Genomic DNA, 20,878 nt, shown 5'->3' on the forward strand with positions numbered 1-20,878 from the left:
CTATCGGACGATTAAAAGAGGCGGGTTAGCCCGCCTCTTTTTTATCCGGCTTGCGGGCGGATGCAGAGAAGGGCATGCAGGCTGAAAGCTGGCCTGTATTCAGGCCCTTATCTGGGAAAAAGGCTTGTCTGAAAAACTGGCGATCGACCCGGCGCGGCGATCCGATGCCATCGGTGTGGCGCGGGTTATCTGCATCATGGGTATTGTCTATGTCCATGGCTGGACCGGGCTGACCGGTCACGAACTGGAGCTGGCGCGCGGTTCGGGGCAGGAAATCTTCCGCTGGACCCTGATGGATATGTTCGGCCGCAGCGCCGTGCCGCTGCTGGGTCTGATTTCGGGCTGGCTGGTGGCGGGCTCCTCCCGCGTGCAGAACTGGCCGCACCATGTCGCCCGCAAGGCCCGGACGATTCTTGTCCCCATGATCCTGTGGAATGCGCTGGCTCTGCTGCTGATCTGCGGGTCGGGATGGCTGTTCGATCTGGAAATACCGACTCCGCCATCGCTATATTGGGTGATCGAGGAAATCTTCATTCTCACCCGCACTCCCAACATGAATGTGCAAATGCCGTTTTTGCGCGATCTTTTCCTGTGCATGACTGTCGCGCCCTGGCTCGTCCGCTGGCCGAATCGGGCGCTGATCGCGGTGCTTGCCCTGTCCGCGATCGGCCATATTTTCGATTTGGGCGCACCGGTCATTCTGCGTGTGTCGATCCTGTTCTTCTTCACGCTGGGCATTCTCGCGCGTCGAGGCGATCTGGCGGCCCGGGTCACACAATGGCCGCTCGCTCTTGCTGTGCTGCCTTTCCTCCTGTGCCTGCCCGTCCAGATCTATCTGACGCAGATCATCGACTGGGAACTGGGCAGCGCCGAATCCCGATTGCTGGATCTGGTCGTGCGTCTCGCCGCAATCTTTGCCTATTGGCGAATTGCCTGGGCTTTGACCGCCAGCCCGTTGCGCACTCTGCTCCTGAAAATCGAACCCTTCATGTTCTTTTATTTCTGTGCGCATCTCATCCTGATGTGGCTGGGAGGGCCTTTGCTCGGGCAGGTGTTCGGCAAGCTGGGCGCACCACTATATCCGTTCTATCTGCTGGCCCAGCCTTTCCTGGTACTGGCGGTGATCATGCCCGTGGGCATGGCCCTTCGGCGCTACGCGCCTGCGGCTGCCCGCATTCTGAGCGGTGGCAGACTGAGCAGACCTAGGCCTGAGAATGACGCTCGTCTCGCAATGTGAGGCCGCCTTCGGGCTGGATGCGCTGACGAACGATCGCTTCGGGTCTGGTTTCGCGAATCCACCGGATCAGGGCTTCGCGAATATCGCAACGCAGATCGTATAATGTGGGCGAATCCCGGGCGGTCATCAACAGTCTGACTTCTACGGCATCGCGCGTCAGATCGGTGATCTGCATATGTTTGACGCGCCCGTCCCACCGGTCATTACTCTCGACCAGCTCCATATATTTTTTGCGAATGGCCTCAAGATCGGTCAGCGGATCGACATAGAGATAGACCGTCCCGAGCAATTCCGAGGTGGTTTTGGTCCAGTTCTGAAAAATTTCATCGAGAAATTTCGATGTCGGCACCACCAGACGCCGTTCGTCCCAGACTTTTACAACCACATACGTGGTGCGGATTTCCTCGACCCAGCCCCATTCCCCGCCGATAATGACAGCGTCACCGACAATCACCGGCTCTGTCAGAGCCATCTGGAAGCCGGCGATCAGCGATTTCAGCGCCGGTTGCGCCGCGGCACCTACGGCGAGGCCGGCGAGCCCGGCCGAGGCTACCAGAGTCACACCGATATCGCGCACGCCGGGTATGGCGAGCAACATCAGGCCGATCGTGATGAAGACGATCAGGAAGGTGGCAATGCGGCTGAAAATGGAAAGTCGTGTCCGGCGGCGGCGGGCGGCGCGATTGTCGGGCATGGAAATATCGTTACGCAGAATCATCGCTTCGATCAGCGCATGGAGAATGGCCACCGCCATCCAGCCGATCAGCAGCGGCATCACAATTCCGCTGATGCTTTCCCAGAATTCCTCGAGCGTCGGGATACTGTGTCCGGCCATCACCAGCGCAAGAGCGATCATCGCATAACGGCTGGGGCGACCTAGCCTTCGGACCACAATATTGTCCGATTTGGTGTCGCTTGCCTTGGCAAAGCGCCGCAGCAGGCGGAACAAAACATGATGGATCAGCAGAGCTATGGTGACGGCCAGAATGCCGGCGATGAGCGCGCGCATCGCCATAGGCGCCCAGCTCGGGAAGTCTTCGAGATAAGTATCGAGATAGTTCATCATCACCCGCTTGCAGCCCGTCTTATGAAAAACGATGCTGCAAGCGCGAAATGGTTCCCCGATAGGGGTATGTCCCGATCCGCTATTTTTTAATGCGCGTCATCCCAGCTGGCGCCGGTTCCGATTTCGACAGCCAGCGGTACATCGAGCGAGACAGCCGGCAGAGCGGCTTCACCCATAATCCGTTCGATCACCGTACTGGCCGCCTTTACATCGCTTTCAGGTAGTTCGAAGACCAGTTCGTCATGAACCTGCAGCAGCATGCGGACATGGCCGAGACCGGCCTCCGTGAGAGCTGGCATCATACGGGCCATGGCGCGTTTGATAATATCGGCGCAGGTGCCCTGAATTGGCGCATTGATGGCAGCTCTTTCGCTGCCCTGCCTTTCGTTCTGGTTTTTAGAACCGATCCGCGGGAACCATGTTTTGCGTCCGAACAGGGTTTCCGAAAACCCCTTCTCGCGCACCTCTTCCAGTGTACGGACGATATAGCGCTGGATCCCGGGGAAGCGTTCGAAATAGCGGTCGATCATCGCCTGGGCTTCATCGGCTTCCACACCCAGACGGCCCGCCAGCCCCCAACGCGAAATACCGTAGAGAATCGCGAAATTGATTGTTTTTGCGCGGGCGCGTGTGTCGCGATCCACCGTGCCGAACAGCTCCTCAGCCGTGCGGGCGTGAATATCCTCTCCTTTGTCGAAAGCTTCTTTCAGCGGGGGGACATCGGCCATATGGGCGGCGAGCCGCAATTCGATCTGGCTATAGTCCGCCGCGAGCAGCACATTGCCTTTTTCCGGCACGAACGCCTTACGGATCTGACGGCCGATATCGGTGCGGATCGGGATGTTCTGCAAGTTGGGATCGGTGGAAGAAAGCCGCCCGGTCTGCGCGCCGACCAGCGAATAGCTGGTATGCACGCGGTTGGTGCGCGGATTGATCGCCGCCTGAAGCGCATCGGTATAGGTGCTTTTCAGTTTGGCGAGCTGGCGCCATTCGAGCACTTTATTTGCGATAGGTGCGTCTTGCGCCGCGAGTTTCTCCAGAATGGCCTGATCGGTGGAATATTGACCGCTCTTGCCTTTTCGTCCGCCTTTATAGCCCATTTTGTCGAACAGGATGGCGCCCAGTTGCTTGGGGCTGCCAATGGTGAATTCTTCACCGGCGATTTCGTGAATATCTTTTTCGAGCCCGGCAATCCTTTCGGAAAATTCCTGTGACAGGCGGGCCAGCGCGTCCCGGTCGACTCTGATACCCTCGCGCTCCATTCCGGCCACGACCGGGATAAGCGGACGGTCGACCCTTTCATAAATTCGTGTCCCGCTTTCAGCAGCGAGACGGGGGCGCAAATGCTGATAAAGCCGCCAGGTGACATCGGCATCCTCGGCGGCATATTCTGTCGCTTTGTCGAGCGGGACTTCCCCGAAAGGAATGGCCTTCTTGCCGGTACCGCAGACATCTTTGAACTTCATCGTAGTATGGCCAAGGTGCCGCTCGGACAATTCGTCCATCCCGTGGCCCCCGCCAATCCCCTGTTCCGAACGGCCCGCATCGAGATCGAAACTGAGAACCATCGTGTCTTCGATCGGAGCCAGTGCAATATCGTGCCGGGCCAGTACATTGATGTCATATTTGATATTTTGCCCGACTTTGAGCACGGCGTCGCTTTCGAGCAGCGGTTTGAGCAGGGCCACAGCGCGCTCTAACGGGACCTGAGCGGGCTTTTCGGCGAACATATCGCTGCCGCCATGGCCCAGAGGAATGTAACAGGCTTCGTTCGGACCGATGGCCAGGCTGATACCTGTGAGATCGGCGCCCATGGCATCCAGCGCGCTGGTTTCGGTGTCGACGGCGATTTCCCTTGCGGCAAAGGCTCGGGCGATCCAGTCTTCGAGCGTCGCCTCATCCTGCACGCAGATATAGGCCGAGCGATCCACGGCGGGCATGTCGGGGAGCGGCTGCCGGTTGCCCTCGGGTGAAGAAGGGGCCGCTTCCTTGTCTCTATCGGCTTTGGCCGGATTGAGTTCGGTCGGCCGTGCGGGGCTGCCCGTGCCGGCTTCTACGCGTTTGAGCAGGCTGGAAAAGCCATGCGTCGAAAGGAAGTCGATCAGCGGCTGAGGGGGAATTTCATTGAGTCTGAAATCCTCCATAGGCATCGGGAGCGGCGCATCTTCTTTAAGCGCCACGAGAATCCGGCTCAGTTCGGCCATTTCGCGCCCTTCGAGCAGGCGCTCTTTCAGTTTGGATTTCTTCATGTCGGGCGCTGCATCCAGAGCGGCGGCCAGACTGCCATGTTCCTGGATCAGTTTGGTGGCGGTTTTCGGGCCAACGCCGAAAATACCGGGAATATTGTCGACCGAATCCCCCATCAGCGCGAGGACGTCACCCACTTTTTCAGGTGGTACGCCGAATTTATCCGCCACTTCTTCCGGGCCGATGCGCTGGTTCTTCATCGTATCGAGCATGTCGACGCAGCCACCGCCGGGAAATTCAGGATCGTCCTTGTTTTCAGCACAGGTGCCGACAAGCTGCATCAGATCCTTGTCCGATGAGACGATCGTGACATCCCAGCCCTTGCGTGTCGCTGCGCGGGCATAAGAGGCAATGATATCATCGGCTTCCAGCCCTTCTTCCTCGATACAGGGGAGTGAAAAGGCACGAGTCGCATCGCGAATCAGCGGGAATTGCGGCACCAGATCTTCTGGCGGCGGGGGGCGATTGGCCTTGTAATCTTCATAAATGTCATTGCGAAAAGATTTGGAAGCCTTGTCGAGAATGACGGCCAGATGGGTGGGCCCATTGGCTTTGTGAAGCTCTTCCGCCAGCTTCCAGAGCATGGTGGTATAGCCATAGACCGCGCCAACCGGCGTTCCTTCCGGATTGGTCAGGGGAGGAAGTCGATGATATGCCCGGAAAATATAGGCTGAGCCATCGACGAGATAGAGGTGCTGCTTGTCCGACATACAAGCTTGCTAGCAGGGGATTGCGACGAGGTCAGCCGCAATTCCCGCCATAGTCTTGACGTAATTCAGTCCTAGAGAAGACATATCACTATAAGGGGGCGAAAGCTGTCCGGTTGCAGAGCGATTATGCTCTGGGGCCCCATTTGTCTTGCATAGCGTCCATGACACGATTATTTAGCTAATCCGAAGCCGCCCATGACGGGCGGCTTTGCGTACGGCCTGTTGCCGTGCACAGTCCACTCGCTGTTAAGGATTTTTATAAATGCGCAAGATCGTTCTCGCTGCTGCCGTTGCCGGCGCTGCCCTGTCCCTCGCGGCTTGCTCGGAAGGCACCGAAGACGCAACCACCGAAGCTGCTGATTCCGCAATGGACGACGCTGCCTCCAACCTCGACGCCGCTGGCGACGCTGTTGAAGCTGCTGGTGACGAAGCTGCTGACGCGGCTGATGCAGCTGCTGACGAAGCAACCGACGCTGCTGATGAAGCAGCCGACGAAGCTGATGAAGCAACGGACGAAGCTGCTCAGTAAGAGCGCGCTTTATCGCATGAAAGAGGGGTGTCGCTATAGAGCGGCGCCCCTTTTTCATGCCTGCCGGATATGAAAAAGGCCGATACAGAATTATCTGTATCGGCCTTTCGTCCTTAGAAAAGGAAGCGCGTCAGGCTCAATATTCGGCATTGACCCAGTGGGTCGTCGGCTTGCTGTAGCCATCATAGATGGCACGCGCGATATGTGCGATCTTGGCTTCGCGATTGGCCCGCGTTCCCTGTCCTGTCACATAGATGGCCACGGCATAGGATTTGCCGTTAGGTGCAGTCAGAATGCCGATATCGCTCGACGTATTGTGCAGCGAGCCGGTTTTATGCGCAATGGTCACATCCTCGGGCATCAGAGCGGGGATACGTCGCCTGCCGGTGCGGCATTGTTCCATCGTATCGATCAGAAAGCGCCGGCTCTTTTCGCTCAGCCACTCGCCCTGATACAGACCTTTCAGAAGCTGAACCATTGCAAGCGGTGTTGCGCTGTCCCGCGGATCGATCTGGGCGACCGGATCGATTTCGCCATCGTCACGCACCAGTGTGGCAATATCGCGGGACAGCTGGAAATCGGTAATACCGGTTTTGCTATGGACCCATTTGCTGACCACATCGGGTCCGCCCAAAGCAGCGAGAAGGGCATCGGTCGCCGAATTGGAACTGCGCGTCAGCATCAGTTCCATCAGGCGTCGGGCACTGAGATATTGACCCTTACGCACCGGTGCCACTTTGGAAGAAAAGGGTTTTGAGCTGACCGGGATCATCAGCGGATATTCGCTGGTCAGGCTGAGCTTGCCCTTATCGACGCCGTCGAGGAAAGTCGCAGCGATGGCAATCTTGCTCGTGCTCGCCATCGGGAAGCGCTGATTGCCGAGAATGGCAATTTCGTGCCCTGAAGACAGGTCGATGGCAGCCACGCCGATGCGGCCTTCTTCCCCATTGGCCAGAAGCGCAACCTTCTGCTCCAGCGGATTGGAATAGTCGGGGTTATAATTGCGTGGCGCCCGAAGGTCGGTGCCCAGTGCGGTGTCGAATGCCGCTTCCAGCGTTTGCTCATTAGCCTGCGCGGGAGCTGCGATGGCTGTGGCAAGAGCAAGTCCGGTTGCGATCCGATGGAACAGTCTTGTTTTCATGGCCCTCATTTATACCGGATTGTTTCTTTAGAAATCTTAACGTTGCAGATAGTAACTTAACAAATCATTATCGGACAGACCGTTAAGAATTACCGCTGAATTGCCGGAACTCAGTGATTTTGCGCATAAATTGACTTCCAGAACCGACCGATCCGAATCATGGAAAGAGCGGCGAAAAGTCTCCGCCGCTCTCAATATTTCAACCAGATTGATTTTAACCGGATTGCTGTAAGCCGGTCAGTTCACTGCCAGAACTTTCTCAATCACTGGAACAGGCTCGTGCGCAACGGCCTTGGCGATTTCGCCAACCAGCCTTTGCTGCAATTCCTGATGATAATGCCGGCGCATTTCCCCCAGTGTTTTGGGATCGGAAATAATAAGCAACTGATCGATCTTGCCATCCAGGGCCTGCTGATTCAGCCATTCAGTCGCGGCCGCAGCATGGGCCAGCTCGTTGAGATCGGTTCGTCCGAGGCGCTGTCCGGCATCGTCCTGATGACGAACTCCGGCGCTGAAATTGGTGGTTTCGAGATTGGGCGTACAGACTGTTTCCAGTTTCGGTTCAAAAACCTGCCCCTTATTCCGCATTATCACGAAGCGAGTACCATCGACGACGGCAACATGCGCCTTGTGCGGACATTTCATCTACCATTCTCCTCTCTTTCACGTTCTGGAAACCAACGTTCGTGCAAAGACAATGTGCCCGGTATGATGAGGATATTTCCAGTTCCATTTTTATTGTAGCGATGCTTCGCTCTAGCAGAGATTAGAATGCTACTTTCTGCTTTACAAAAAGAAAAGGCGATTTACGAAAAGTTAAGTATGAAACGGGGGCTTGTTCTATTTTACGTAGCTTTGGCGGTTATTTTTTTAGGGATGGCGGGCGCCGGCAATGCGGCTGAACCGCTCTATCAGAAAAGCTGTTTGCTCGCAGGTGAGCGTCCCGTTGATATCCGTATCGCCAAACAGAAATCCAGCTGGAACTGCTCGCCGGATATCGGCGACGCAAATTATCCCTATGTCTGGATACGGGTCGATGCCCGCAATCTGACAAGCGATTATGCCGGCACTGAGGATTTGCGTCTTGCAAGCGATGCGATGGCGTTTGAAGGCTTGCAGCTTCATATGGAATTTACCGATGGATCGTCTGTTTCCCGGTATTATGACAGCCGCGCCATAGCGCAAAATTTTGGCGCGGGAACATGGTTCACATTGCCGCTGAAAACGAATGGCAAGCCGCTATCTGCGCTATATGTCCGGGTCGATCGGCCCATGGGCTCTCTGGTCACCCGAATGATGGAGCTCGACCGTGGCGCAGCCGCCGATGCGGAAAAGCTTACCGCGATGATCGTTTTTGCGCTGATTGTCGGGATGATGCTGCTGGCGGCGTTTTACAGTGTCAGCCTGTTTGTGGTCATGCATGCGCGGTTCGTTCTTTATCACGCTTTTATCGCCATACTTCTGACGATTTACACCGTAGCATCCAGTTCGCTGATTTTTGTGTTTTTCCCGGAAACGACACTTTGGGTCCGTTCCATTTTGTCTTACGGGGCAGCGGCCATGTCGATGGCGATGCTGGTGCCTTTTTTGTTTTCTTTTTTGGAACGCGAAGCAGTGGCGCCGGTGATGCGCTGGCTGGGGCTGGCTTTCTTTCCGCTGGCCTGTTTCGCGGCTATTTTCGTACCGCTTTTCGGGAGAGAAATGGCTTTCGGAATACGGCCGATCTATCATCTGTTTTTCGTGCCCGGTGCGCTGCTTTTCGTGGCGTTGTGTATTCAGGCCTGGCGACGCAACAGCCGGGCAGTGCAATATGTTATCCTTGCCTGGGCTTTGCCCATAGCGATGGCGGTGGAGCGGGTATTCCGCGGCCTGAATTTATATAGCGCACCGGTAGAATGGGATTTCGGTTTCTATGTCGCGATGGGATATGAAGCCATTGTGATGGTTATGGCGGTGGCCTGGCGTGTGTCGCAATTGCGCGGCGAACGGGACAAGGCCGTGGCCAGCCATAATGAACTGACGGTTCTGGCGGAAACCGATGGCCTCACCGGCCTGCCCAACCGGCGGTCATTCGATCAGCAGGAATGGATGCATGACGATCATCTGGTGTTGCTCGATGTCGATCACTTTAAGAAAGTGAATGACCGTTATGGACATCTGATCGGCGATGCGGTGCTGAAGGTGATCGGCCGGGAACTGGCCGCTGCCGTGGAAGATCGCGTTCTGGTACGGGCCTGGCGTCTCGGCGGGGAGGAATTCGGGGCATTGATTGTCGGCAGGTCAGGCGACGTTGTGAGCGAGGTGCTGGACGGATTGCGGCAGGCTATTTCGGAAACGATTGCGAGCGAAGTGCCGGTGCTCGAAGACCCTGTAACGATGAGTGCGGGGCTGGCTCAGACCGAGGAAGGGAGTCTGCCCAAAACCTATCGCTCCGCCGATGCGGCGCTTTATCGGGCAAAAGGGCTGGGGCGCAATCGCATTTGCTATAGCCAGAATAACGGCCATTCGATCATTATATTCGAACGGCCTGCTGCGGCTTAAGGTGCTGCGCGCGGGAACCGTAGATCTGCGGTTTCTGGGGGCGGCGAGGTTCTTCCTTTTCGCAGCGTCGTCTCTGCCGGACACATGATCGGGTAGCTGTCTGCGCGTCGCTCGCACATACGAAAAGGCCCGGAGATTTCTCTCCGGGCCTTTCCTGTCAGCTTTGGAAGCGCCGGGCTTAGAAGCCCATGCCGCCGCCCATGCCGCCCATATCGGGCATGGCAGGAGCTGCCGGCTTGTCTTCCGGAATTTCCGCAATCGCGGCTTCGGTCGTGATGAGCAGACCAGCCACCGAGGAAGCGTCCTGCAGAGCCGTGCGGACGACCTTGGTCGGGTCGATCACACCGGCGGCGACGAGGTTTTCGTAAACGTCGGTCGCAGCGTTGAAGCCCAGCGTGTCATCATTGCCGTCGATCAGCTTGCCGGCGACAACAGCACCGTCATGGCCGGCATTTTCGGCAATCTGGCGAACCGGAGCCTGCAGGGCGCGACGAACGATGTCGATGCCGCGGGTCTGGTCTTCGTTTTCGCCGGTCAGGTTCTCAAGAGCCTTGGCTGCATAGAGCAGAGCCGTGCCGCCGCCCGGGACAATGCCTTCTTCGACGGCTGCGCGGGTTGCGTGCAGAGCGTCGTCGACGCGGTCCTTGCGTTCCTTCACTTCGACTTCGGTCGCACCGCCAACCTTGATGACGGCAACGCCGCCAGCCAGCTTGGCCAGACGTTCCTGGAGCTTTTCCTTGTCGTAGTCGGACGTGGTGGTTTCGATCTGGGCACGGATCTGATCGACGCGGGCTTTGATGTCTTCAGCATTGCCGGCGCCATCGACGATCGTGGTGTTATCCTTGTCGATGGTGACACGCTTGGCCTGGCCGAGCATGTTCAGCGTCACGCTTTCCAGCTTGATGCCGAGATCTTCGGAGATCATTTCGCCATTGGTCAGGATCGAGATGTCCTGCAGCATAGCCTTGCGGCGATCGCCGAAGCCCGGAGCCTTCACAGCAGCGATCTTCAGGCCGCCACGCAGCTTGTTGACCACGAGTGTTGCCAGTGCTTCGCCTTCGATGTCTTCTGCAATGATGAGCAGCGGACGGCCCGACTGCACGACCGCTTCGAGGATCGGCAACATGGACTGAAGGTTGGACAGCTTCTTTTCGAAGATCAGGATGTACGGATCGTCGAGTTCGACGGTCATCTTTTCCGGGTTCGTCACGAAATAAGGTGACAGGTAACCGCGGTCGAACTGCATGCCTTCAACGACATCGAGTTCGAATTCGAGGCCCTTGGCTTCCTCGACGGTGATGACGCCTTCCTTGCCGACCTTGTCCATCGCTTCTGCGATCTTTTCGCCGACTTCCTTATCGCCATTGGCGGAGATCACGCCGACCTGAGCCACTTCGGAGGAGCCGGAAACGGCCTTGGAGCGATTGTGCAGATCGTCAACGACCTTGCCGACAGCGAGGTCGATACCGCGCTTGAGGTCCATCGGATTCATGCCAGCGGCAACCGACTTCATACCTTCGGTCACGATCGACTGAGCGAGCACGGTTGCGGTGGTTGTACCGTCACCGGCCTTGTCATTGGCCTTGGAAGCCACTTCGCGCAGCATCTGAGCGCCCATATTCTCGAACTTGTCCTTCAGTTCGATTTCCTTGGCGACAGAAACACCGTCTTTGGTGATGCGCGGAGCGCCGAAGCTCTTGTCCATCACGACATTGCGGCCCTTGGGGCCGAGCGTGACTTTCACGGCATTGGCGAGCGTATCCACGCCCTTGAGGATGCGTTCACGCGCGTCGCGCGAAAATTTCACGTCCTTGGCAGCCATCTATTTTCTCCTGGAATTTGAAATGTTTCGTGAAAGATTAAAGCGAATGACGAGTGGCTCAGGCCATCACGCCGAGAATGTCGCTTTCCTTCATGATAAGCAGGTCTTCACCGTCGACCTTGACTTCGGTGCCTGACCACTTGCCGAAAAGGACGCGATCGCCTTCCTTGACGTCGAGCGGAGTCACCGTGCCGTCTTCGGCCTTGGCGCCGGAACCAACAGAGACGATTTCGCCTTCGCTCGGCTTTTCCTTGGCGCTATCGGGGATGATGATGCCACCAGCCGTTTTTTCTTCGGCTTCGATGCGGCGGACCAGAACACGGTCGTGCAGCGGACGGAATGCCATATTGATGACCTCTTCCTAAGAGTTGATTATCAGGTTTGGCACTCTCGGTGTGAGAGTGCCAGCGGCGCGGATATGGTTGGGATGAAGAGCGCCGTCAAGGACTGGCTGGGCAATTTTTTTGACACCGCAATGAAAATTGCGGTCAATCGGTATCAGTGCCGGATCAACCCCAGCTTTTCACGTCTGATCCAGCGCTGCATCAGCGCTATGGCGACCAGGCTGAGACCGGTAGCGAGACCGATCCATACGCCGAGCCCGGCAAGCGGTGTTTCGAAAGCGAGATAGAGGGCGAGCGTGAAGCCGCAGGCCCAGTAGCCGAGTATGGCATAGGCCATCGGTACGCGCGTATCCTGCAGGCCGCGCAAAGCCCCCATGGCGACGGCCTGCAAAGCATCGGAGAGCTGGAAGGCAGCGGCAATCGCCAGATAGCTGACAGCCAGAGCGACCAGCGCATGATTGGCGGGATCGGCGGGGTCGATCCACGCTGATAATAGTAATTCCGGCGTAAACAGCATGCCGCCTCCGGTGACGGCAACGAAAGCGAGGCTACATGAAATGGCCGCCCATCCGGCGCGACCTATAGCCTCCCGGTTACGAGAGCCATAATGGTAGCCGACGCGAATAACAGCGGCCTGCCCGATGCCGAAGGGTATCTGAAAGGCCAGTGCAGCGATATTGAGTGCCAGCGTATGGGCGGCAAGTTCCAGCGCCCCGATATTGCCCATCAGGAAAGCGGCGGAGCCGAACAGTCCGGCTTCGGCGATAATAGTGATGGCGACAGGTGTTCCGATCCGGACAATCGCCTTGAAGCCTTCCCATTCGGGCCGCCACCAATTGCCGAATATATGATAACGCCGTAACCGCCTGTTGTGCTGGATCGCGAGGACGAAGGCCGCCATGGTTGCTATACCGGTGATAACGCTGGCCCATGCTGCACCTTCCAGCCCCATTTCGGGCGCGCCGAAGGCGCCGAAAATCAGAATGTAATTGCCGATAAAATTGACCGGCAGAACAGCCAGCGCAATCATCGTTGCAAAGAAAGGGCGCCCAAGAGCAGAGACGAAATTGCGCAAGACATTGGCAATAAGCTGCGGAACGAAGGCCCAGGCAATGATGTCGAGATAAGTCGATGCAGGCATTGCGACCTCCGGTGGCTGGCCTGTCATGCGCATAATCCACTCGCCATTGAAGCACAGAACCATGCCAAGCAGGCCAACCAGGACCGACAGCCAGAACGCCATGCGTGTCGCCCGTCTTACTTCACGGATTGCCGGACCTTTCCGGCCGACCGCCTCGGCGATCAGCGCTGCAACCGAACCCGTCAGCCCGCACAGGCTCCATAACAGCGTGCCCTGAAAAGCTACCGCCAGACTCGCTCCGGCTAGCGGGAGCGGGCCGAGGCGGGCGATAAACATGACATCCATCGCGCCGATTGCCATTTGCAACAATCCTGCCAGCGCCAGTGGCGCGGCAAGGCGCACGGTGGCTGCCAGTTCGGCGCGCCAGCTATCGGCGGTATAGCCGATGGATCGAGGGTGGACGATCGACATAGAGCCGGACCGGATAGGGCGGCTTTATGGCAGAGGCGAGTCCTATTATCCGTGATTGTCGGATTTCCGTCATGCGTGAAAGCGATTGCATTGCGACCGATATTGCCGGGCCCGCGCCGGATTGCATTAACAGCCCTTGCATAGCCGGATCAGGACTATAGTAACGATCGTGATTATTCGGGAGTGTAACGGTGAAAATTCAGAATTTGGTGACCTGCTCTATTATGGCCGGGGTGCTGGCGGCCTGCGGGGGTGGTGCTTCGGAAGAAGCTGAGGGCTCTGCCGCCTCGCAAACTGCGGAAGGCGATACCGCAAACGCGGCGGCAGGGAACGGTTCGATGGCGCAGGCATCGGACGAAGCGGCAGCCTATGATCCCGCATCCGGCCCGCCCAAGGCCTTTGCACAATGTTCGATCTGCCATTCGGCGGAGCCGGGCAAGAATATGATCGGCCCCTCTCTGGCAGGGATTTACGGTGAGAAGGCGGGTGATGTCGAAGGGTTCAATTTTAGCCCGGCGATGATGAAATCGGGCCTTGTCTGGGATGATGAGACGCTCGATGCTTATATCGAGAACCCGCGTAAAGTCGTGCCCGGTACACGTATGAGCTATGCAGGTATGAAAAACCCGGAAATGCGTCAGCAGATTATCGAGTATATCAAGTCGCTCTAAAAGAGAGCGCCGGAATATAAAAAGGGCGGCGCCGCGAAGGTGCCACCCTTTTTCTGTCTCTCGAAGGAGAGAAAAAGCGGGGCCGGCAACCCGGCCCCAACCCAATTACTTGAGTTCGACGGTGCCGCCGGCTTCTTCGAGCTTCTTCTTGATTTCTTCGGCTTCTGCCTTGGCAACGCCTTCCTTGACGGGCTTCGGTGCGCCTTCGACAAGAGCCTTGGCTTCGGTCAGGCCCAGGCCGGTGATGGCGCGGACTTCCTTGATGACCTGGATCTTCTTGCCACCGTCGCCGGTCAGAACGACGTCGAATTCGTCCTTTTCTTCAGCAGCGGCTTCACCGGCACCACCAGCGGCCGGGCCAGCAACGGCAACGGCTGCGGAAGCGGAAACGCCCCATTCTTCTTCAAGGGCTTTGGCGAGTTCAGCAGCTTCCAGCACGGTGAGCTGCGACAGTTCTTCAACGATCTTGGCGATATCAGCCATGGTATTGTACTCCAGTCAGATGATGTGCCCGGCCCGATTGCGGTGCCGGGAGAATGTACGCTTGCGTAAAACCGCTTATGCTGCGTCCTTGGCGCCATAGGCACCGAACACGCGAGCCAGCTTGGCGGAGGGCTCGCTGACAACGCGGGCGATTTTCGTCGCCGGAGCGTTGATGAGGCCCACCAGCGTGCCACGCAGCTCGTCGAGCGAAGGCATGGAGGCGAGGGCCTTCACACCGGCTTCGTCGAGCTTCTCGCCACCCATCGATCCGCCGACGATTTCGAGCTTGTCGTTCGTCTTGGCGAAGTCCACGGCAGCCTTGGCGGCTGCGACCGGGTCTTCTGACCAGGCCAGAGCAGTCGGGCCGGAAAGATATTCTTCCAGACCTTCGTACTGCGTGTCCTTGAGAGCGATTGTGGCAAGGCGGTTCTTCGCAACCTTGTAGGACGCACCGGCGTCACGCATCTTCTGGCGCAGTTCGGTGGACTGAGCCACCGACAGGCCGAGATTGCGGGTGACTACCACCACGCCAACCTCTTTGAAGACCGCGTTGAGCTGGGCGACCGATTCGGTTTTTTGCGAACGATCCATGCCGTACTCCTTCACTATGGTCATTTTGCTTCCCGGATCGCTCCGAAAGCTCCGTGACCGGCTTCGTTTGCTTGCTTTCGCATGAAGAACACACGAAAGCTCCACGCCGGATGATCCGACGCAGGCGAGTCCGTGACTAGGGAAGGAGGCACACCGACTGGTGCAAAAGGCAGTTCTTCCTGTGAAGGCTGCCCGAAAACTCTTTTCCCCGTCTAGGCCGGAAATTAAGCACCCCTAATTGGACGCACCAGCTGTCTCGGACGGACGACCGGCAGACAAAAGCCCCGCCGGTCAGGGCAGGGCCTTTAGTTTGCTGGGTGAGAGAGTCAAGCCTGAATGCTATTCGGCTGCTTCGACGGTTTCCCCACTTTCTTCATAGCCGAGCAGGTCGCCGGGCTGGCAATCGAGTTCGCGGCAGATTGCTTCCAGTGTGCTGAAACGGATGGCTTTTGCCTTGCCCGTCTTCAGGATGGAGAGATTGGCGAGAGTCAGGCCCACGCGGTCGGCCAGCTCGGTGAGGGTCATGCGACGATCATGCAGGATGTCGTCCAGTTTCACTTCGATTGGCATCAGACGGTTCCTTCCAGATCCTGCCGCATTTCAGTACCCTTGCGGAAGACGCGGGCCAGAATGAAGAGCACCAATGCCAGCAGCAATCCGTCAATCGAAAAACTGGAGTCGAAATGAGTGTTTTCTCCGGCATCGGCGGCGATTGCGGCTATATAGGATGCGGCGGCGGCCAGGGGAATGGTAGCAAGCTGGCTTACCAGCGCAGTCCAGCCCATCCGCGTAAGGCGTCGGGCATTGTCCGCTATGAAAGGATCACCTTCGCCCACGCTGTTCACAATACGGTGCAATAGCAGGAAAAAGTAGAAAGCCATTGCCAGAACCGCGAGGGCAAGCAGGAAGAGGAGTGCAAGGACCCAGACAAATTCAGCGCCCGGTGTGACGCCGCTGGCGGCCAGCTCGTATAGCAGCGGGCCCTGATATAGCGGCAATGCCAGCAGCGCGATGGTAACCGCCGCGCCGCCTATGGCTATGGCACCGAGAAAAATAAGCAGAATGACACGGGCGGCTGCAAGTAAAGGGTCGGATGAGAGAGCGCGCATGACGAAGGCTCCTTGGAATTAATGTTTGTGACCGGTTCAGGCGAGGAAGGGGGTGCTTACCAATGTGGCTGCATGGGCCTGCGGCACGGTCAGAACCTGCTGGAAGCCGGCAAAAGTGAGTAGAGCGGCGCTGACAAGAGCGAGACCGTTCAGGGTGAATTTGGGCATGTGCATTTTCGTTCTCCGATATGTTCAATATCGATATTCAATAAGGATGTGATTTCTTATTGTCAAACAATAATATTGAAAAACGATAATAAGCACATTGATATATGATATGTAACGCTGTTTTTGGCTCGGTTTAGCAATGGCGAGAGGCGCTTGAATCCGGGATTTTTGCCTTGTCCGCACATTGACAGGTGCAAGGTGAAAACCTATATCCAGCCCCACATGCCGGTTTGCTTCGAGCAAGCCGAACCCGGCGCGGGGGTTCGGCCAGGAATGGAAGGGCCGGTTTTCCATAGACGCGAAACAGAGCTGTAAAAGGCAGGGATCCGTTAGGATTCGTGTGTCTTTGCAGCTGTTGTCGTCTCTGTGGGCCACATCTGCGCGTGGCATGAAATTAGGACGAATCGGTTCCAGCGATCCGGTTCCGAATCGACAAGCGAAGAGGTCCAACGCACATATGGCGACCAAGGCGAACGCACCGGAACATACCGGCAGCAAGCAGAAGCGCATCCGCAAGATCTTCGGTGACATTCACGAAGTGGTGCAGATGCCGAACCTCATTGAGGTTCAGCGTGAAAGCTATGAGCACTTTCTGCGCTCCAACAAGGATATCGGTTACGTTTCGGGTCTCGAAAAGACCTTGCGTTCGGTTTTCCCGATCCGCGATTTCGCCGGGTCTGCGGAACTCGATTTCGTGCATTACGAACTCGAAGATCCGAAATATGATACGGTGGAGTGCCGTCAGCGGGGCATTACCTATGCTGCGCCGATGAAAGTGACGCTGCGTCTCATCGTGTTCGAAGTCGATCAGGAAACTGAAACCCGCTCTGTGCTCGATATTAAGGAGCAGGACGTTTACATGGGCGATATGCCGCTCATGACGGGCAACGGTACCTTCCTGATTAACGGCACGGAACGCGTGATCGTCAGCCAGATGCACCGTTCGCCGGGTGTGCTGTTCGACCATGATCGCGGTAAAACGCACTCCTCGGGCAAATATCTCTTCGCTGCCCGCGTAATTCCCTATCGTGGTTCCTGGCTCGATTTCGAATTCGACGCCAAGGACATCGTGAATGTCCGCATCGACCGTAAGCGTAAGCTGCCGGTTACGGCACTGCTTTATGCGCTCGGCCTCGATAGCGAGGAAATTCTCGAATATTTCTACAATACGGTGACCTGGGAGCGCGGCCCGGATGGCTGGAAGATTCCTTTCGTCGCTGAAGCATGGCGCGGCATCAAGCCGAGCTTCCCACTGGTCAATGCCGATACGGGTGAGGAAGTCTTTCCGGCCAATGTGAAGGTCTCCCCGCGTGCAGCGAACAAGGCCGCCAAAGACGGCTTGGAAACACTGCTCATCCCGACAGAAGAAATCTTCGGCCGCTATGCGTCAAAGGATCTCATCGACGAATCAACCGGTCGCATCTATATCGAAGCGGGCGATGAAGTATCGCCTGAAAACCTCGAAAAGCTCGATGCTGCCGGGATAGATCAGCTGGTTCTGCTCGACATCGATCATGTGACCACCGGTCCATGGATCCGCAACACGATGAAAGCCGATAAGGCTGAAAACCGTGATGAAGGCCTTGAAGCGATCTACAAGGTTATGCGTCCGGGCGAACCGCCGACCAAGGAAACCGCTGAAGCCCTTTTCGAAGGTCTGTTCTTCGATGGTGAGCGCTATGACCTCTCGGCTGTCGGCCGTGTGAAGCTCAATATGCGTCTGGGCCTCGATGCCGAAGACACAGTGACGACGCTGCGCAAGGAAGATATTCTTGCGGTGGTCAAGGAGCTGGTCGATCTGAAGGATGGCAAAGGCGAAGTCGACGATATCGACAATCTCGGCAACCGCCGTGTCCGTTCGGTCGGTGAGCTTCTGGAAAATCAGTATCGCGTTGGCCTGCTGCGCATGGAACGTGCGGTTAAGGAGCGTATGTCTTCGGTCGACGTTTCTACCGTCATGCCGAACGACCTCATCAATGCGAAGCCCGCCGTGGCAGCGGTACGTGAATTCTTCGGCTCTTCGCAGCTCTCGCAGTTCATGGACCAGACGAACCCGCTGTCCGAAGTGACGCATAAGCGCCGCGTATCGGCGCTTGGGCCGGGTGGTCTGACCCGTGAACGTGCCGGCTTCGAAGTCCGCGACGTTCATCCGACCCATTATGGCCGTATCTGTCCGATTGAAACGCCCGAAGGCCCGAATATCGGCCTGATCAATTCGCTTTCTACCTTTGCGCGGGTGAATAAATATGGCTTTATCGAGACGCCTTATCGTCTCGTGAAGGATCATAAAGTCACCAGCGAGGTCGTCTATCTCTCGGCGATGGAAGAGCAGAAGCATACGGTGGCGCAGGCTTCGGCTGAACTGAACGAAGATGGCAGCTTTGTCGAAGAGCTGGTTTCCACTCGTCAGAATGGCGAATTCGCCATGGCACCGAGCGAGCAAGTGACGCTGATGGACGTCAGCCCCAAACAGCTCGTTTCGGTGGCCGCTTCACTTATTCCCTTCCTGGAAAACGATGACGCCAACCGTGCTCTGATGGGGTCTAACATGCAGCGTCAGGCCGTGCCTCTGGTACGCGCCGAAGCGCCGTTTGTCGGCACCGGTATGGAAGCGACCGTGGCTCGTGACTCCGGGGCGGCAATCGTCGCCAAGCGGGCGGGTGTGATCGATCAGGTTGACGCCACCCGTATCGTGATCCGCGCGAGCGGCGACATCGAGGCAGGCAATCCGGGCGTGGATATTTACACGCTCGAAAAGTTCCAGCGTTCGAACCAGGATACCTGCATCAATCAGCGTCCGCTGGTGAATGTCGGCGATGTGGTCGAAAAGGGCGACATCATTGCCGACGGTCCTTCGACCGATATGGGTGAACTCGCTCTTGGCCGGAACAGCCTCGTCGCCTTCATGCCCTGGAATGGCTACAATTACGAAGACTCCATCCTGATCTCCGAACGGATCGTGAAGGATGACGTTTTCACTTCGATCCATATCGAAGAATTCGAAGTCATGGCGCGCGATACCAAGCTCGGGCCGGAAGACATTACGCGCGATATTCCCAATGTCGGCGAGGAAGCCCTGCGCAATCTCGACGAAGCGGGCATTGTTTATATCGGAGCCGAAGTGCATCCGGGCGATATTCTGGTCGGCAAGATTACGCCGAAGGGCGAAAGCCCGATGACGCCGGAAGAAAAGCTTCTTCGCGCCATCTTCGGCGAAAAGGCGAGCGATGTGCGCGACACCTCGCTCCGTCTGCCGCCGGGTGTGGCCGGAACCATCGTCGAAGTCCGTGTCTTCAACCGGCATGGTATCGAAATCGATGACCGTACGCGTGCTATCCAGAATGAGGAAATCGAACGCCTCAAAAAGGACAGCGAAGACGAACGCGCCATTCTCAACCGGGCGACTTATAATCGTCTGCAGGAAATGCTGCTTGGCCAGACTGCCAGCGCGGCTCCGAAGGGTATTCGGAAAGGCACGGAAATCACGGCTGAAATTCTGGAATCGGTCGAACGCCATGAATGGTTCAAATTCGCGGTTGCCGATGACAATATGCAGAGCCAGCTTGAAGCGGTGAAGGCGGACTATGACGAGACCGTTAAACGCATCAAGGACAAGTTCGAAGATCGTCGCGAGAAGCTCGAACGCGGTGACGAACTGGCACCGGGCGTGCTCAAAATGGTCAAAGTCTTCGTTGCTGTGAAGCGCAAGCTGCAGCCGGGCGACAAAATGGCCGGCCGTCACGGTAACAAGGGTGTGATCAGCCGCATTCTTCCCGAAGAAGATATGCCCTTCATGGAAGATGGTACTCCCGTGGATATCGTGCTCAACCCGCTGGGTGTGCCCTCACGTATGAATGTCGGACAGATCTTCGAGACCCATCTGGGGCTCGCAGCTCGCGGTCTCGGCAAGCAGGTGCAGACGGCACTTGAGGACTGGCGTGAAGCTAATCCCGATCCGGAAACCGCCGCTCCGCCGAGCGCTGTGGTGGACCGCCTCAAAGATGTTTATGGCGAACATTATCACGCCGATATTGAAAGCCGGACGACCGCCGAAGTGGTCGAGCTGGCAGGCAATCTCAAAAATGGTGTGCCTATGGGGACACCGGTCTTTGACGGTGCGCGTGAAGCCGATGTGTCGCAGATGCTGCGCAAAGCCGGTTACGATACATCGGGCCAGGTAACGCTGCTTGACGGACGTACGGGTGAGGCGTTCGATCGTAAGGTGACAGTGGGCTATATCTACATGCTCAAGCTGCACCATCTGGTCGATGACAAGATCCACGCCCGTTCGATCGGCCCGTATTCGCTTGTCACGCAGCAGCCGCTGGGTGGTAAAGCGCAGTTCGGTGGTCAGCGCTTTGGGGAAATGGAAGTCTGGGCCCTTCAGGCCTATGGCGCTGCCTATACCCTGCAGGAAATGCTGACGGTGAAATCGGATGACGTGGTCGGCCGTACCAAGGTCTATGAAGCGATCGTCAAGGGCGATGACACATTCGAAGCCGGTATCCCCGAAAGCTTCAATGTGCTCGTTAAGGAAATGCGTTCCCTCGGCCTCAATGTCGAACTCTCGTCGCTCGATGACGACGATGACGATGATGCTCTGCCGGAGGCGGCGGAATAAGAGAAACCGGGCGGTTCCTCGCGGGGTCGCCCCATTTCTCTCCCGC

At 57.1% G+C, this 20,878-nt stretch carries 17 protein-coding genes; 5 read left to right on the forward strand and 12 right to left on the reverse strand.

All coding sequences use genetic code 11. From position 1 onward, the window contains the following. Window positions 1-124: 124 nt before the first annotated feature. Window positions 125-1,237, forward strand: a complete 1,113-nt coding sequence (locus D6851_RS06050; RefSeq protein WP_120324012.1) for an acyltransferase family protein — start codon at window positions 125-127, stop codon at window positions 1,235-1,237. On the opposite strand, the gene D6851_RS06055 is transcribed toward D6851_RS06050, so the two are convergent. Beyond that, on the reverse strand, window positions 1,203-2,303 hold the full coding sequence (locus tag D6851_RS06055) for a mechanosensitive ion channel family protein (RefSeq protein ID WP_120324013.1): 1,101 nt from the start codon (window positions 2,301-2,303) through the stop codon (window positions 1,203-1,205). The genes D6851_RS06050 and D6851_RS06055 overlap by 35 nt on opposite strands. 86 nt (window positions 2,304-2,389) lie before the next feature. Continuing rightward, window positions 2,390-5,260: a DNA polymerase I gene (gene polA / locus D6851_RS06060; protein WP_120324014.1), complete on the reverse strand. Its 2,871-nt coding sequence runs from the start codon at window positions 5,258-5,260 to the stop codon at window positions 2,390-2,392. 262 nt (window positions 5,261-5,522) lie between these two features. On the opposite strand from polA, the gene D6851_RS06065 reads away from it, so the two are divergent. Beyond that, window positions 5,523-5,789: a hypothetical protein gene (locus D6851_RS06065; RefSeq protein ID WP_120324015.1), complete on the forward strand. Its 267-nt coding sequence runs from the start codon at window positions 5,523-5,525 to the stop codon at window positions 5,787-5,789. Window positions 5,790-5,925: 136 nt separating this feature from the next. Here the strand turns inward: D6851_RS06065 and D6851_RS06070 are convergent, their stop codons facing one another. Together D6851_RS06070 and D6851_RS06075 are read right to left on the reverse strand one after the other, a co-directional pair. After that, complete coding sequence (locus tag D6851_RS06070) at window positions 5,926-6,930, reverse strand: serine hydrolase (protein WP_238473968.1); 1,005 nt, start codon at window positions 6,928-6,930, stop codon at window positions 5,926-5,928. 237 nt (window positions 6,931-7,167) lie between these two features. Continuing rightward, complete coding sequence (locus D6851_RS06075) at window positions 7,168-7,575, reverse strand: baeRF12 domain-containing protein (RefSeq protein ID WP_120324017.1); 408 nt, start codon at window positions 7,573-7,575, stop codon at window positions 7,168-7,170. Window positions 7,576-7,806: 231 nt separating this feature from the next. Here D6851_RS06075 and D6851_RS06080 point away from each other — a divergent pair, with 231 nt between their 5' ends. Beyond that, window positions 7,807-9,471: a GGDEF domain-containing protein gene (locus D6851_RS06080; protein WP_183030007.1), complete on the forward strand. Its 1,665-nt coding sequence runs from the start codon at window positions 7,807-7,809 to the stop codon at window positions 9,469-9,471. Window positions 9,472-9,649: 178 nt separating this feature from the next. Here D6851_RS06080 and groL read toward each other — a convergent pair whose 3' ends face one another. The 3 genes from groL to D6851_RS06095 all read right to left on the reverse strand — a co-directional run bounded on the left by groL (window position 9,650) and on the right by D6851_RS06095 (window position 13,189). Next, window positions 9,650-11,293 carry a chaperonin GroEL gene (groL, locus tag D6851_RS06085; RefSeq protein WP_120324019.1) on the reverse strand — a complete coding sequence of 548 codons (1,644 nt, stop codon included), beginning with the start codon at window positions 11,291-11,293 and terminating at the stop codon, window positions 9,650-9,652. A 58-nt stretch (window positions 11,294-11,351) separates the two neighbouring features. Further along, complete coding sequence (gene groES / locus D6851_RS06090) at window positions 11,352-11,639, reverse strand: co-chaperone GroES (RefSeq protein ID WP_120324020.1); 288 nt, start codon at window positions 11,637-11,639, stop codon at window positions 11,352-11,354. 152 nt (window positions 11,640-11,791) lie between these two features. After that, the gene (locus D6851_RS06095) at window positions 11,792-13,189 is read right to left on the reverse strand and encodes an MATE family efflux transporter (RefSeq protein WP_120324021.1); all 1,398 of its coding nucleotides are present in this window, start codon (window positions 13,187-13,189) and stop codon (window positions 11,792-11,794) included. Window positions 13,190-13,380: 191 nt separating this feature from the next. On the opposite strand from D6851_RS06095, the gene D6851_RS06100 reads away from it, so the two are divergent. Beyond that, a complete protein-coding gene (locus D6851_RS06100; RefSeq protein WP_238473969.1) occupies window positions 13,381-13,860 on the forward strand; it encodes a c-type cytochrome in 480 nt (159 codons plus the stop codon). 105 nt (window positions 13,861-13,965) lie between these two features. Here D6851_RS06100 and rplL read toward each other — a convergent pair whose 3' ends face one another. The 5 genes from rplL to D6851_RS18190 form a co-directional block, all read right to left on the reverse strand. After that, window positions 13,966-14,343: a 50S ribosomal protein L7/L12 gene (gene rplL, locus D6851_RS06105; RefSeq protein ID WP_120324022.1), complete on the reverse strand. Its 378-nt coding sequence runs from the start codon at window positions 14,341-14,343 to the stop codon at window positions 13,966-13,968. 75 nt (window positions 14,344-14,418) lie between these two features. Next, window positions 14,419-14,934 (reverse strand): 50S ribosomal protein L10, encoded by a 516-nt coding sequence (rplJ, locus tag D6851_RS06110; protein WP_120324023.1) that lies wholly within the window; start codon window positions 14,932-14,934, stop codon window positions 14,419-14,421. A gap of 339 nt (window positions 14,935-15,273) precedes the next feature. Further along, window positions 15,274-15,504 (reverse strand): helix-turn-helix domain-containing protein, encoded by a 231-nt coding sequence (locus D6851_RS06115; protein WP_120324024.1) that lies wholly within the window; start codon window positions 15,502-15,504, stop codon window positions 15,274-15,276. Beyond that, window positions 15,504-16,043, reverse strand: a complete 540-nt coding sequence (locus D6851_RS06120; RefSeq protein WP_120324025.1) for a DUF2975 domain-containing protein — start codon at window positions 16,041-16,043, stop codon at window positions 15,504-15,506. The genes D6851_RS06115 and D6851_RS06120 overlap by 1 nt, the downstream gene beginning before the upstream one ends. A 36-nt stretch (window positions 16,044-16,079) precedes the next feature. After that, window positions 16,080-16,211, reverse strand: coding sequence for a hypothetical protein (locus D6851_RS18190; RefSeq protein ID WP_274379048.1), 132 nt, complete (start codon window positions 16,209-16,211; stop codon window positions 16,080-16,082). Window positions 16,212-16,668: 457 nt separating this feature from the next. Here D6851_RS18190 and rpoB point away from each other — a divergent pair, with 457 nt between their 5' ends. Next, window positions 16,669-20,832 carry a DNA-directed RNA polymerase subunit beta gene (rpoB, locus tag D6851_RS06130; RefSeq protein WP_120324027.1) on the forward strand — a complete coding sequence of 1,388 codons (4,164 nt, stop codon included), beginning with the start codon at window positions 16,669-16,671 and terminating at the stop codon, window positions 20,830-20,832. Window positions 20,833-20,878: the final 46 nt, after the last annotated feature.

This window comes from Altericroceibacterium spongiae (assembly GCF_003610805.1).
GTDB classification, from domain to species: Bacteria; Pseudomonadota; Alphaproteobacteria; order Sphingomonadales; family Sphingomonadaceae; genus Altericroceibacterium; species Altericroceibacterium spongiae.

What these genes read in the sequence shown, in the direction of transcription:
- D6851_RS06055 (WP_120324013.1), bottom strand. Translation starts at nt 2,303, where the DNA reads ATGATGAACTATCTCGATACTTATCTCGAAGACTTCCCGAGCTGGGCG.
- polA (WP_120324014.1), bottom strand. Translation starts at nt 5,260, where the DNA reads ATGTCGGACAAGCAGCACCTCTATCTCGTCGATGGCTCAGCCTATATT.
- D6851_RS06065 (WP_120324015.1), top strand. Translation starts at nt 5,523, where the DNA reads ATGCGCAAGATCGTTCTCGCTGCTGCCGTTGCCGGCGCTGCCCTGTCC.
- D6851_RS06070 (WP_238473968.1), bottom strand. Translation starts at nt 6,930, where the DNA reads ATGAAAACAAGACTGTTCCATCGGATCGCAACCGGACTTGCTCTTGCC.
- D6851_RS06075 (WP_120324017.1), bottom strand. Translation starts at nt 7,575, where the DNA reads ATGAAATGTCCGCACAAGGCGCATGTTGCCGTCGTCGATGGTACTCGC.
- D6851_RS06080 (WP_183030007.1), top strand. Translation starts at nt 7,807, where the DNA reads ATGGCGGGCGCCGGCAATGCGGCTGAACCGCTCTATCAGAAAAGCTGT.
- groL (WP_120324019.1), bottom strand. Translation starts at nt 11,293, where the DNA reads ATGGCTGCCAAGGACGTGAAATTTTCGCGCGACGCGCGTGAACGCATC.
- groES (WP_120324020.1), bottom strand. Translation starts at nt 11,639, where the DNA reads ATGGCATTCCGTCCGCTGCACGACCGTGTTCTGGTCCGCCGCATCGAA.
- D6851_RS06095 (WP_120324021.1), bottom strand. Translation starts at nt 13,189, where the DNA reads ATGTCGATCGTCCACCCTCGATCCATCGGCTATACCGCCGATAGCTGG.
- rplL (WP_120324022.1), bottom strand. Translation starts at nt 14,343, where the DNA reads ATGGCTGATATCGCCAAGATCGTTGAAGAACTGTCGCAGCTCACCGTG.
- rplJ (WP_120324023.1), bottom strand. Translation starts at nt 14,934, where the DNA reads ATGGATCGTTCGCAAAAAACCGAATCGGTCGCCCAGCTCAACGCGGTC.
- D6851_RS06115 (WP_120324024.1), bottom strand. Translation starts at nt 15,504, where the DNA reads ATGCCAATCGAAGTGAAACTGGACGACATCCTGCATGATCGTCGCATG.
- D6851_RS06120 (WP_120324025.1), bottom strand. Translation starts at nt 16,043, where the DNA reads ATGCGCGCTCTCTCATCCGACCCTTTACTTGCAGCCGCCCGTGTCATT.
- D6851_RS18190 (WP_274379048.1), bottom strand. Translation starts at nt 16,211, where the DNA reads ATGCCCAAATTCACCCTGAACGGTCTCGCTCTTGTCAGCGCCGCTCTA.
- rpoB (WP_120324027.1), top strand. Translation starts at nt 16,669, where the DNA reads ATGGCGACCAAGGCGAACGCACCGGAACATACCGGCAGCAAGCAGAAG.